This is a genomic window from Sphingomonas sp. (assembly GCF_036387535.1).
Lineage (GTDB): Bacteria > Pseudomonadota > Alphaproteobacteria > Sphingomonadales > Sphingomonadaceae > Sphingomonas_R.
This window is the reverse complement of the sequence record NZ_DASVTO010000053.1, coordinates 1-12,623: the sequence shown is the minus strand read 5'-3', so window position 1 is coordinate 12,623 and position 12,623 is coordinate 1. Positions and strand designations below refer to the sequence as shown.

The following is a 12,623-nucleotide window of genomic DNA, read 5'->3' as shown; positions in this document are numbered from 1 at the left end:
GATTCAGCAGACTTATGCCCGCGTCGCCGGCAACTTCAAACGCACACCCGCAACCTTTGGCGCGTTCCTGCGGCAACAGGGATCGTCGGAAGCCTCGATCAAGCGCCAGATCGAAGGCGAACTGGCGTGGCGGCGGCTGCTGAGCCGCCGCATCGAACCGTTCGTCAACGTCGGTGACGAGGAAGTCGCCGCCGTGATGGCACGGATCAACGCCAACAAGGGTGCGCCCGAATACCGGATCGGCGAAATCTTCCTGTCCTCGACACCGGAAACTGCCGCCAACACGCTCGCCAACGCCGATCGCATCGTGGATCAGGTGCGCAAGGGCGGTTCGTTCGTCGCCTATGCCCATCAATTTTCCGAAGCATCGACTGCGGCGGTCGGTGGCGATCTCGGCTGGGTCCGCGCGGAACAACTCCCCTCGGAACTGGCCGCCGTGGCGCAGACCATGCAACCCGGCTCGGTCAGCGTGCCGATCCCGATCGCGGGCGGCTATTCCATCATCGCGCTGGTCGACAAGCGCGTCGGCGGCGGCGTCGATGCGCGCGATGCCGTGCTGGCGCTGAAGCAGGTCGGCATCAAGTTTCCCAAGGGCGCGACCCGGGATCAGGTTGCGCCCGATGTCCTGAAATTCGGCAATGCGATGAAGGCGGTTCGCGGCTGCGGCTCGGTGGAGGCGATCGCCAAGACACTGAACGCCGAAGTCGTCGACAATGACCAGATCCGCATTCGCGATCTGCCCGCCGCGTTGCAGCAGATGATGATCGATCTCCAGGTCGGGCAGGCCAGCCCGCCCTTTGGATCGATCGAGGATGGCGTCCGGTCGCTGGTCCTGTGCGGCCGCGATGAACCCGCCGCCGCCGCCGGACCGGACGCCGCGACCATCCAGTCCCAGCTGGAGGAGGAACGCGTCAATCGCAGCGCCCGCCGCTATCTTCGCGATCTTCGCCGCGACGCGGTCGTGGATTATCGCTGATCCCGTGGACACGCCCCACGCCATGACGCCGCTGGCCGTCGCGCTTGGCGACCCGTCCGGCATCGGCCCGGAAATCGTGGCCAAGGCATGGGCATTGCGTGACGCCCACCGCCTCCCGCCGTTTTTCGCGGTCGGGGATTCGCGGTCGATCGCGGCGGTGTGGGACGGGCCGGTTGTCCGCATCTCCGATCCGTCCGAAGCGGCCGTGCGCTTTCCCGATGCGCTGCCGGTGGTGCAGGTGGAGGATGCCGGGGACATCGTGCCTGGCGAACCCAATCTGGCGGGCGCGCGCTGTTCGCTGGACGCGCTGGAACTCGCCGCCGGCCTCGCACGGTCGGGGGTCGCCTCCGGCCTGGTGACCGCACCGATCTCCAAGGCGCAGCTTTACGCCATCGGTTTCGTCCATCCGGGCCAGACCGAATTCGTCGCGGAACGCTGCGGCGTCGCCAGTGACAATGTCGTCATGCTGCTCGCCGGGCCGACATTGCGCACCGTACCCATCACGACGCACATGGCCCTGCGCGACGTTCCCGACGCGCTGTCGATCGAACTGATCATGGCGAAGGCGCGCGTTACGGAACGCGGGCTGGTCAAGAATTTCGGCATCGCTCATCCGCGGCTGGCGATCGCCGGCTTCAATCCGCATGCCGGCGAAGACGGCGCGATGGGACGGGAGGAGATCGACCTGATCCTGCCCGCGGTCGCGCAGCTGCGGGAGGAAGGTATCGACATCGTCGGCCCGCTCGCATCGGACTCGATGTTCCACGAACGGGCGCGCGGCCATTATGACGTCGCCCTCTGCCTCTATCATGATCAGGCGTTGATCCCCATCAAGACGCTGCATTTCGATGAGGGCGTCAACATGACGCTGGGCTTGCCGATCGTCCGCACCGCGCCCGATCACGGGACCGCCTTCGGCATCGCCGGCACCAACCAGGCGCATCCCGGCGCTATGATCGCGGCGATCGCGCTGGCCGGCGATGCGGTCCGCCACCGCGCGACGACGGCATGACGACCCCGCCCGCGGCGGCCGATCTGCCGCCGCTGCGTGATGTCATCGCACGCCACGGCCTTGCCGCATCCAAGGCGCTCGGCCAGAATTTCCTGCTCGATGGTCAGTTGCTCGACCGCATCGCGCGCGTCCCCGGCCCCCTGGCCGGCGAACGCGTGTATGAGGTCGGGCCGGGGCCCGGTGGACTCACCCGCGCCCTGTTGAAAGCGGGGGCGGATGTCGTTGCGGTCGAACGCGATCGTCGCTGCCTGCCTGCGCTGGCCGAACTGGGCGATGCCTATCCGGGGCGCCTGACGGTGATCGAGGATGATGCGCTCGCGATCGACGAATCTGCTTTGATGGGGCCTGGCGCGCATATCGCGTCGAACCTTCCCTATAATGTCGGCACCGCGCTGCTGGTTCGCTGGCTGACCGCCGAACCCTGGCCGCCGTTCTGGGCCTCGCTCACGCTGATGTTCCAGAAGGAGGTTGCCGAACGCATGGTCGCGGCGCCCGGCACATCGGCCTATGGCCGGCTCTCGGTGCTGGCGCAGTTCCGATCGACGGCGACGCTCGCCTTTCCGGTCCATCGCTCCGCCTTCGTCCCCCCGCCAAAGGTAACGTCCGCGATCGTCCATTTGCGACCCGTGGCACAACCCGCGGGCGTTCGCATGAAGACCGTCGAGCGCCTGACCGCCGCGGCATTCGGTCAGCGCCGCAAGATGCTCCGCCAATCGCTGAAAGGCGTCGAGGGCGCCGTCGCGGCGCTGGAACCGCTCGGCATCGATCCGACCCGCCGCGCCGAAACGCTCACCGTGGCGGAGTTCGTCGCCGTCGCACGGTGGCTCGACCGCACCATCGTCTGATCAACCCCGTCAGTTGCGCGTCGCCGCCGTCGCAACCCCCGATGCGATCAGGACGGCACCACTGACCCGCTTCGACCAGCACGACACCTGCGGCCCACGCAGATATCCCGCCGCACGGGCGGCGAGCAGCGCATAAAGCGTATCGGTCACCGCGACCACGCCGCAGAATGTCACGATCAGCAGGGCCGCCTGCGGCACATAGGGACGGTCCGCCATGATGAATTGCGGTGCGAAGGCGACGAAGAAGACAATCGTCTTGGGATGAAAAGTACCGATCGCCAGATTGCCGAAAAACGCTGCGCGTGGGCCGATGGCGCGGCCGATGCCATCCTGCGGATCGGCCCGCACCCCGGCCTGCAGCATTGTCCGCACGCCCAGACCGATCAGATAGAGCGCACCCGCCCATTTCAGGATGCTGAACGCCAGAGCGGATGCGGCCAGCAACGCCCCGACGCCGGCCAGGGACAATATCATCGCCACCAGGTTCCCGATCGCCAATCCGCCGACCGACGCCAGCGCGACACGCCGGCCCGACCCGACTGCGTATCCGACGATGCTCATCACGCCGGGGCCCGGCAACAATCCCATCGCCAACGCCGCCGCCACGAAGCCCAGCCAGATGATCGGGTTCATCATGTGCTACGGTTTGACGGCCGTGGTTTCCTTGCCCTTCGGCGGCACGACCGGGCTGGCCTGCGCCGTCAGGACCGCGGGCGGTGGGCCCTTGGCGATCGCCGCCGCCAGGGTCGTTGCCGGCGCGCAGGCCGCCGTTTTGCAGATCGTTCGGATCCGCGTCAGGTTCACCTTGGCGCGTTCGACCGCACCCTTCTGCACCATCGCCTCACCTTGCCCGGACAAGGCATTGATATCGTTCGGCTCCAGCGTCAGCGCTTCGCGGTAGAGCCGGATGGCCTTGCCCGGCAGAGCCTGCGCCTGCGCGACCCGCGCCAGGGCCAGATAGGCGGCCCGGTTGCGGGGATCGACCGCCAGTGCGGTTTCGATCAGGTCACTGGCACCCGGCAGGTTTCCCGCCCGCTGCGCCGCGACGCCCGCCTGCATCAGCGCGATCGAGCGCGGATTGATCTGATCGTCCGGCTTCTGGGTGGATCCCATGCTGGATGCGACGGCCAGCGCGAGCGACAAGGCAATGGCAGGGCCGGAGAAACGCATCATGAACTCCTTATAACGGGCGCGTCGCGACGCTAGCACGGCGCCTTGGCCCTCGCGACGAAAAAGCCGTCGGTCCCGTCATGATGCGGCGTCAGGCGTATGCCCGCGCCGTGCGCGACGCCCGCCGGCAAATCGATCGGTACCGCGCGCCATTTCGGATGCCGTGTCAGGAACGCCGCGAACCCGCCCGCTCCTTCGTCATCGATCAGCGAACAAACCGCATAGACCAACGTCCCGCCCGGCCGCACCAGCGATGCGGCCACGTCCAGCACATGCGCCTGCAACGTGACCAGGTTGTCCAGCCGCGCCCGCGTCAATCGCCAACGCGCCTCCGGGTTGCGCCGCCAGGTGCCCGTTCCCGAACATGGCGCATCGACCAGCACGACGTCCGCACGCTTGATGTGATCGTTCAGCGCCTCGCGCTCGCGTTGCGGATCCAGCAGCACCGGCTCGACGATCGTCACCCCGGCCCGCACCGCGCGCGGCATCAGATTGCCGAGCCGCCGCCGGTCGGTGTCGCATGCGATCAGGCGCCCTTGATCCGCCATCGCCGCCGCCAGCGCCAGCGTCTTTCCGCCCGCGCCGGCACACAGGTCGACCACCGTCATGCCGGGTTCGACGCCGCATGCCAGCGCCAGCAACTGACTGCCTTCGTCCTGAACCTCGATGCGTCCTTCGATATAGGCCGCAAGTCCTTCTATCTTGGTCCCTTCGGGCAGTCGGATGCCATCCGGGGCATGCGGTGTCGCCGCCGCGTCCGGCAACTCCGTCAGCACCGCGACGCGGTCCGCCTTCAGGCGATTGACGCGCAGGTCTAACGTGGCGCGATCCAGCAACGCCGCACGTTCCGCGGCGTCCAGCGTATCCAGCTTCGCCAGCAGCCATGCTGGTGCCACGCCGGCGCGCGCCACCAGCTCATCCGGCGCGATCACCGCCGGCGCATGCTCCGATCCGTCGAACAGGGGTGCCAGATCAGGACGATCCGTGACCAGCCCCAGCATCGCCGCCCGCCCGGACACCGGGCGCTCACCCGCCCGCCGGATCGCGGCATAGACCAGATCACGCACCGCGCGCCGGTCCTTGGACCCCGCATAGCGCCGCGTCTTGAAATAGCGGGCGATCAGCGTGTCTGCCGCCGCCCCGCCCGTCCCCGCCGCCGCGATCGTTTCATCCAACAGGTCGATCGCCGCCTGCACGCGCGCGCCGGGCGTCACGCGTCAGCCCCGGGTCGGGTAATTGGGCGCCTCGCGCGTGATCGCGACATCATGGACATGGCTTTCGCGCAGACCGGCGTTGCTGATCCGCACGAACTTGGCTTTCTTCAGATCGTCCAGCGTCTGCGACCCGGTATAGCCCATCGCCGCCTTCACCCCGCCGACCAGCTGATGGATGACATCGCGCGCCGGCCCCTTGAACGGCACCTGCCCCTCGATCCCTTCGGGCACCAGCTTCAGCTGATCCTTGATCTCCTGCTGGAAATAGCGATCCGCCGATCCGCGCGCCATCGCGCCGACGGATCCCATCCCGCGATAGGATTTATACGCCCGCCCCTGGAACAGGAACGTCTCGCCCGGTGCTTCCTCGGTCCCCGCCAGCAACGATCCGATCATGACGCATCCGGCCCCGGCCGCCAGCGCCTTTGCGACATCGCCCGACGTGCGCAGACCGCCGTCGGCAATCACCGGAACGCCGGACTTCGCGGCTTCCTCGGCCGCTTCCTTGATCGCGGTCAGCTGCGGCACGCCGACGCCCGCCACGATCCGCGTGGTGCAGATCGATCCCGGTCCGATCCCCACCTTCACCGCGTCGGCGCCCGCGTCGATCAGCGCACGGGTCGCTTCGGCGGTCGCGACATTGCCCGCGACGATCTGGACCTCGTTCGACAATCCGCGCACGCGTTCCACCGCGCGCGCCACATCGCGATTATGGCCGTGCGCGGTATCGATCACGATCAGGTCGCAACCGGCGTCGATCAACGCCTGTGTCCGGTCCCAGCCCTTGTCGCCCACCGTCGTCGCGGCCGCGACGCGCAACCGCCCGGCGGCATCCTTGGTCGCGGTGGGATAAGTGACGGCTTTCTCGATATCCTTGACGGTGATCAAACCGATGCAATGATACGCCTCGTCGACCACCAGCAGCTTCTCGATCCGGCGCTGATGCAGCAACCGGCGCGCGCCTTCCTGGTCTACACTGGCCGGCACCGTCGCCAGATTGTCGCGCGTCATCAACTCGGCCACGGGCTGGCCCGGATTTTCGGCAAAGCGCACGTCGCGGTTGGTGACGATGCCGACCAGCTTGCCGGATGCCTCCACCACCGGGATCCCGGAAATGCGGTGCCGCGCCATCAACGCCTGCGCATCGGCCAGCGTGGCATCCGGCGCGATCGTGATCGGGTTGACCACCATGCCGCTTTCGAACCGCTTCACCTGCCGCACGGCCGCGGCCTGTTCCTCGATGGTCAGGTTGCGGTGCAGCACGCCAAGGCCGCCCAGCTGCGCCATGACGATCGCCATGTCGGCTTCGGTCACTGTGTCCATGGCCGCCGACAGCATCGGGATGTTGAGCGCGATCGATTTCGTGACGCGGGTCCGGGTGTCCGCCTGCCCCGGCATCACGTCGGACGCCGCCGGGCGAAGCAACACATCGTCGAAAGTCAGGCCGAGCGGGATATCCATCATCATCCTGTGGTCGGGGATTCGGGTGCGAACCTATAGGGCGGATGGCGCCGCTGTGCCACCCTGTGCCCGGGCAGGCCGCGCCGTGCCGGGATCAGCGCGCCGAATAAGCCGCCGGATCGACCAGCGTACGGGCCACCGCCACCGTCAGATCCGCATCCTCCGCTGCCCCGCCCAAGACGACGCCCTTGCCCGGATTGTCGCTTGGCTTGTGATACACGCTGCCAAGAAACGCCTCCAGCCGCTTCAGATCGGAAAAGGATCCACCGATCATCACCGCAGGCACGCCGCGGCGGACCAGCACCGCACCGTCCTGGCGATCGATGAACGCATTCGCCTCCAGATCCGCGTCGACCTTGCGCCCGAGCCGCCGCGCGGTCGCATCCACGATCGGATCGAGCCGGGTCAACCCGCGGCCGACGATCGCCACCGGCATCCCGCGTGGGGCGATCGCGACCGTGTCGACGTTGATCGCCGCCACGACACGGTCCAACGGCACGGTTGGCGCATTCGCCCATGCATCCATGCCCAGCAGACCCATTTCTTCGCCGGTGGTCGCGATGAACAGCTCGTCCCGCACCGGCTTCGCCCCCTCGCCCAGCGCCCGCGCCGTCTCGATCAAGCTTGCGATCCCGCTGGCATTGTCGACCGCCCCGTTGCAGATCCGGTCCGCCGCACCCTCCGGGCCGCACAGCCCCAGATGATCCCAATGCCCGGTGAACAGGACCGTCTCGCCATGCGCCGAAGTGCCGGCGCGCCGGCCGATGACATTCCACGACGTGAACGGCCGCAACGTCGTCGCGACGTCCAGGCTGGCGCGCCCCAGGTCGGACCGTACCGGCCCGGCCGCGATCCGCGCGAACGCATCCTGGCTCATCATGCCCTGGATCAAGGCCCGCGGTGTATCGGCCAGCGCGGTCGTCGGCCGGGTCGCCGCCGGCCGTGCATCGGCCCACTTCGCCGTTTCGGGCAGGATGGTGATGACCGCCACGGCACCGCGCGCGACCATGGCCTTGATCCGCTCCGCCATGCGCAACGGCTTCTCCACACCCTGCGGTGCGCCGGCACGGATCAGGACGACCGCGCCGCGCACGTCCGCTTGCGACAGTTCGGCGGGATCGCTCGGCAATCCGTAGCCCGCAAATACCACCCGCGCATCGGCGATGCTGGCGTCGGCGATCCGTCCGGTCAGCGCGATCCCCGCCTCCTCGCGTCCGCCGAAGCGCGCGGTGCTGCGCGCCGGTATCCGCTCGACGAACTGGACCGGCTGATACCAGCTTCCGTCCGCGGCAGCCGGGCTCAGTCCCGCCTGTCGAAACGCGCCGGCGATATAGGTGATCGCCTTCAGTGCGCCGGGCGTCCCCGGCTTCCGGCCTTCATAGGCGTCGCTCGCCAGCACATCGATATGACGCGCGAGCGAGCCTTCGGAAATGGAGCGCGCCGCGATCGGCGCAGACAGGGCGAGAAGCGGCAGGATCGCCGCGATGCGTGGGAAAGACATGCGCTTCGCGTAACAAGCCGGTCCCGCGCGTGCCAGCCCCGAAATGCCGCTTTCGGCCACCGCACATCGCGTCCGGTCATCCCCGTTCGATCCGGTTCCGCCCCAGTCCCTTCGCACGGTACAGCGCCTCGTCCGCGCGGTGCATCAGCGTGTCGCGCCCGTCGCCCGGTTTCCACGCGACCAACCCGGCCGAAAAGGTAACGGTCCCGATCGCCTCCCCCGTGTCGCGCACGCGCAGCGTCCGGGATGCCAGGTCGCGGCGCACCGCGTCGATCCGGTCCTCGGCCTCGTCGATCGAAATTCCGTCGAACACCAGCAGGAATTCCTCGCCGCCATATCGGCCCGCATGCCCGCCCGGCCCGACGCCGTCCATCAGCGTGCGCGCGACCAGTTTCAGCACGCGATCACCCACCTCATGACCCAGCCGGTCGTTGATCGCCTTGAAATGATCGATGTCGCAATAGGCAAGCGCCACCGTGGTTCCGGCGGCCAGCTTGCCCGCCACGGACCGCGCGATCGCGGCTTCCAGCCGTGTCTCGCTGGCACGACGATTGTCCAGTCCGGTCAACGGATCGCGCGTCGCGACCGTCCGCGCTTCGGCCAGATGGCCTTGCAGGGCGTCCATCTCGCCCCCCATGGCCCGCATCTTCTGATCGGCCAGGCGATTATGATCGATCATCCGGCGGGTCAGCGAGATCAGGATTTCCAGCACGTCGGGCGATCGATCAAGCGCGCCCGCTTCATGTTCCAGCGCGGTGCCATATGCCGCGGTTTCGGCCCGCGATTTCGACAGCAGCGTCGACATGGTATTCAGCGTCCCGCGCGCGTCCCCGATTACGCGGTCCAGCGCTTCCGCGCACAGGTCGACCGCCGATGGACCCGCGGGCGGCACCGCATCGATCGGTCCACCCAGTGCGATCCACGCGGCTTCATAATGCACCGGCAGCGGCGGCAGGTTGCGCGCGCGCAAATAGTCCGCGACTTCGGCCATGTGCGGCATCCGCCACACAGGCGCCTCGGTCCTCGCATCTTCGGCGCGTTTCGGCCCCGGCGGCTTCGATCGGAACAGCCGGCTCAGCAGCCGCGTGGGGCTACCGCGCGTCCCGTCGCCACGCGCGGGTTCGCGACCCGCCTCCATCCGCTCTGATCCGGTCGCATGCATGTCAGGGTTAACGTCACGCCGGACCGGTGCTTTAATCGGCTGTCGACTTTATCGGGGCTCATGCCGCACGCGGCGCAGCCTGACGGACACCCTCGTCGACATGGTCCTCGAATTGCGCAAAATTCTGCACGAACAGATCGACCAGACGCTTCGCCGCCTTGTCATAGGCGGCCCCTTCCGGCCAGGTCGCGCGGGGATCGAGGATGTCGGCGTCGACGCCGGGAACCGCGACCGGCACCTGGAACCCGAAATTGGGATCGGTCCGGAACGCCGCGCTGGTCAGCGATCCGTCCAGTGCGGCGTTCAGCAACGCCCGCGTCGCCCGGATCGGCATACGCTGCCCCACGCCATACGCGCCGCCGGTCCAACCGGTGTTGACCAGCCAGCATGTCACCCCGCCCTTGGCGATCCGCTGCTTCAGCAGATTGCCATAAACCGACGGATGCCGCGGCATGAACGGCGCCCCGAAACAGGTGGAGAAGGTGGCATCCGGCTCGGTGACACCCATCTCCGTGCCGGCGACGCGCGCGGTGTAGCCCGACAGGAAATGGTACATGGCCTGATCCGGCGTCAGCTGCGCGATCGGCGGCAGCACGCCGTACGCATCCGCCGTCAGGAAGATGATGTTGCGCGGTACCGGGCCCAGATTGTCGGCGCTGGCATTCGGAATGAAGTCGATCGGATAGGCACCGCGACTATTCTCCGCCAGCCGCGCATCATCGAGGTCGAGCGTGCGGGTCTCGCGGTCGATCACCACATTTTCCAGCACGGTTCCGAACCGGCGGGTGGTCGCATAGATTTCCGGCTCCGCTTCGGGCGACAGGCGGATCATCTTGGCATAGCAGCCGCCTTCGAAATTGAAGACCGCATCGTCGGACCAGCCATGCTCGTCATCGCCGATGAGCGTGCGGCTGGCATCCGCGCTCAACGTCGTCTTGCCCGTTCCCGACAGCCCGAAGAATACCGCCGTATCGCCATTCGGTCCGATATTGGCGGAACAGTGCATCGGCATCACCCCGTCGGCCGGAAGCAGATAGTTCAGCAGCCCGAAGACCGACTTCTTCATCTCGCCGGCATATTTGGTGCCGCCGATCAGGATCAGCTTCTCGGTGAAATTGACAGCGATCACGGTTTCGCTGCGGGTGCCATGCCGTGCGGGATCCGCCCGGAAACTCGGCAGGTCGATGATCGTGTAGTCCGCCTCGAACGCTTTCAGGTCGGCGGCATCGGGTCGTACCAGCATCGTGCGGATGAACAGGCTGTGCCATGCCAGCTCGGTCACCACGCGCACGCGGACGCGGTTGGTCGGCTGGGATCCGCCATACAGATCCTGAACATACAGCGTGTCGGCCGCACCCAGCGCGGAAAAGAAATCGGATTTCAGGACCGCGAAATGGTCCGGCTGCATCGCCTTGTTGCTCTTGCCCCACCACACCGTGTCTTCGGTTGTGCCGTCGCGGACGATGAACTTGTCCTGCGCCGACCGCCCGGTGTGCGTGCCCGTCTCGACCACCAATGGACCGTCCGCCGCCAATATGCCCTCGTTCCGGTGGAGCGCCTGTTCGACCAGAGGGGCCGTGGTCAGGTTCCAGTGGACGGTGGCCGCGGTATCGATGTGTTGCGCATCGAGACCAGATACCGGCGTGCGAACGGTCATAGGCAACTCTCCTGGTAACGGCCGGATCGTTTCCTGCGGCTCCGTCCGGCTTCTGTCGGGGGCAGTATGCCACGCCCGCAATCCCGGCAATGTTACCGACAGCGTTGACAGGTTCGGCAAGCCGATCGTTGCGGCGCCCCGTGCGATCCGCTAACCGGTCGGGCGCAGGCGGGAAGGGAAAGCGCTGTCATGTCCGCTTCGATCGCGCTCGTCGATGACGATCGCAACATCCTGACATCGGTTTCGATCGCGCTGCAATCCGAAGGGTTCACGGTGCGCGTCTATTCGGACGGGGAAGCCGCGTTGAAGGCGTTGATCGATTCGCCGCCCGATCTCGCGGTGCTCGATATCAAGATGCCGCGGCTCGACGGCATGGAACTGCTCCGTCGCCTGCGTGAGAAGAGCGCGATCCCCGTCATCTTCCTGACGTCCAAGGATGATGAACTGGACGAGGCGCTGGGTCTCGCGATGGGCGCGGACGACTATATCACGAAACCCTTCTCGCAACGGCTGCTCATCGCGCGCATCCGTGCCATCCTGCGCCGGGCCGAAGCCCGCGCCACGCCGGACCCGGAGGGGGAGCCCGTGCCCGCCGCCGAACGGATCATCCGCGGGCGGCTGACGATGGATCCCGCCCGCCACCGCGTGCAATGGGCGGGGCAGGACGTCGTGCTGACCGTCACCGAATTCCTGATCCTGGAAGCGCTGGCGCTGCGGCCCGGCTTCGTGAAGTCGCGCGATGCGCTGATGGATACGGCCTATCAGGACGACGTCTATGTCGATGATCGGACGATCGACAGCCATATCAAGCGTCTGCGGCGCAAGTTTCGACAGGTCGACGGCGATTTCAAGGCGATCGAGACGCTCTACGGCGTCGGCTATCGCTTTTCCGAGGAATAGGATGGCGGCGGTTGTACGGACCGGCAATGACGAACTGGACCGCGATCTCGCCCTCGCCTGGTCCGGGCGGTGGACGCTGGTCACGCGTATCCTGGCGGTCAACATCTTCGCGCTTGCGCTGCTTGCCGGCGGCTTCTTCTATCTCGACAGCTATCGGTCGCGGCTGATCGATCAGCGGGTCGAACAATATCGGGTGCAGGCCGCGCTGGTCGGCGAGGCGATCGACGCCGCCCGGCCGGAGGACCGCCCCGCCCTGATCGCCCGGCTCGGCGAATCGACCGAGATGCGGCTGCGCATCTATGCGCCTGACGGTCGCCTGCTGGACGATAGCTGGCGGCATGAGGCACCGACCTATGAATTGCGCGATCCGGCGACCGAAGCCTGGCGACGCCATGTCGCGCGGTTCCTGGATCGTGCGGTCGATGCGGTCGCGGGCGCGGATATTCCCGACGATTTCGCCGAACCAGCGGTGGACCGGGCCGCTGCCTGGCCGGAGGTGCGCGGCGTCCTCGCCCATGGCGGAATGCGCACGCAGGTCCGGCGCGCGCCGGATCGGACGCTGGTCCTCTCGGTGGCCAGCCCGCTGCCGGCGCGCGGTAGCGGTGTGTTGTTCATCACGGGCAATGCGCGGGATATCACGCGGATCGTGCGGGAGGAACGGCTGCGGCTCGGCATCGTGCTGCTGGTCGTCATTCTCACCTCGGTCCTGTTATCGCTGTTCCTGG

12 protein-coding genes are annotated in these 12,623 nt (G+C 67.3%); 5 read left to right on the top strand and 7 right to left on the bottom strand.

Annotated features, from left to right (window positions below; genetic code table 11):
• The 3 genes from VF649_RS04440 to rsmA form a co-directional block, all read left to right on the top strand.
• Window positions 1-976, top strand: a 976-nt coding sequence (locus VF649_RS04440) for a peptidylprolyl isomerase (RefSeq protein WP_331010748.1), incomplete at its 5' end; no start/stop codon positions are given.
• Window positions 977-998: 22 nt separating this feature from the next.
• On the top strand, window positions 999-1,988 hold the full coding sequence (gene pdxA, locus VF649_RS04435; protein ID WP_331010750.1) for a 4-hydroxythreonine-4-phosphate dehydrogenase PdxA: 990 nt from the start codon (window positions 999-1,001) through the stop codon (window positions 1,986-1,988).
• Window positions 1,985-2,833 carry a 16S rRNA (adenine(1518)-N(6)/adenine(1519)-N(6))-dimethyltransferase RsmA gene (rsmA, locus tag VF649_RS04430; protein ID WP_331010747.1) on the top strand — a complete coding sequence of 283 codons (849 nt, stop codon included), beginning with the start codon at window positions 1,985-1,987 and terminating at the stop codon, window positions 2,831-2,833. Before pdxA ends, rsmA begins: the two co-directional genes overlap by 4 nt.
• A 9-nt stretch (window positions 2,834-2,842) precedes the next feature.
• On the opposite strand, the gene VF649_RS04425 is transcribed toward rsmA, so the two are convergent.
• The 7 genes from VF649_RS04425 to VF649_RS04395 all read right to left on the bottom strand — a co-directional run bounded on the left by VF649_RS04425 (window position 2,843) and on the right by VF649_RS04395 (window position 10,998).
• Window positions 2,843-3,466 carry a LysE family translocator gene (locus tag VF649_RS04425; RefSeq protein WP_331010746.1) on the bottom strand — a complete coding sequence of 208 codons (624 nt, stop codon included), beginning with the start codon at window positions 3,464-3,466 and terminating at the stop codon, window positions 2,843-2,845.
• A 6-nt stretch (window positions 3,467-3,472) separates the two neighbouring features.
• Window positions 3,473-4,003, bottom strand: coding sequence for a hypothetical protein (locus VF649_RS04420; RefSeq protein ID WP_331010745.1), 531 nt, complete (start codon window positions 4,001-4,003; stop codon window positions 3,473-3,475).
• A 32-nt stretch (window positions 4,004-4,035) separates the two neighbouring features.
• Window positions 4,036-5,217, bottom strand: a complete 1,182-nt coding sequence (locus VF649_RS04415) for an RsmB/NOP family class I SAM-dependent RNA methyltransferase (RefSeq protein ID WP_331010744.1) — start codon at window positions 5,215-5,217, stop codon at window positions 4,036-4,038.
• Window positions 5,218-5,220: 3 nt separating this feature from the next.
• Window positions 5,221-6,678, bottom strand: a complete 1,458-nt coding sequence (gene guaB, locus VF649_RS04410; protein WP_331010749.1) for an IMP dehydrogenase — start codon at window positions 6,676-6,678, stop codon at window positions 5,221-5,223.
• A gap of 94 nt (window positions 6,679-6,772) precedes the next feature.
• Entirely contained in the window at window positions 6,773-8,179 is a 1,407-nt protein-coding gene (locus VF649_RS04405; RefSeq protein WP_331010743.1) for a M28 family peptidase, read from the bottom strand.
• 76 nt (window positions 8,180-8,255) lie between these two features.
• Window positions 8,256-9,317 (bottom strand): GGDEF domain-containing protein, encoded by a 1,062-nt coding sequence (locus tag VF649_RS04400; RefSeq protein WP_331010742.1) that lies wholly within the window; start codon window positions 9,315-9,317, stop codon window positions 8,256-8,258.
• 82 nt (window positions 9,318-9,399) lie between these two features.
• Window positions 9,400-10,998 carry a phosphoenolpyruvate carboxykinase gene (locus tag VF649_RS04395; RefSeq protein WP_331010741.1) on the bottom strand — a complete coding sequence of 533 codons (1,599 nt, stop codon included), beginning with the start codon at window positions 10,996-10,998 and terminating at the stop codon, window positions 9,400-9,402.
• A 189-nt stretch (window positions 10,999-11,187) separates the two neighbouring features.
• On the opposite strand from VF649_RS04395, the gene VF649_RS04390 reads away from it, so the two are divergent.
• Both VF649_RS04390 and VF649_RS04385 read left to right on the top strand, forming a co-directional pair.
• Window positions 11,188-11,898: a response regulator transcription factor gene (locus tag VF649_RS04390; RefSeq protein ID WP_331010740.1), complete on the top strand. Its 711-nt coding sequence runs from the start codon at window positions 11,188-11,190 to the stop codon at window positions 11,896-11,898.
• Between the two features lies 1 nt (window position 11,899).
• On the top strand, window positions 11,900-12,623 hold a 724-nt coding region (locus VF649_RS04385; RefSeq protein ID WP_331010739.1), incomplete at its 3' end, for a stimulus-sensing domain-containing protein.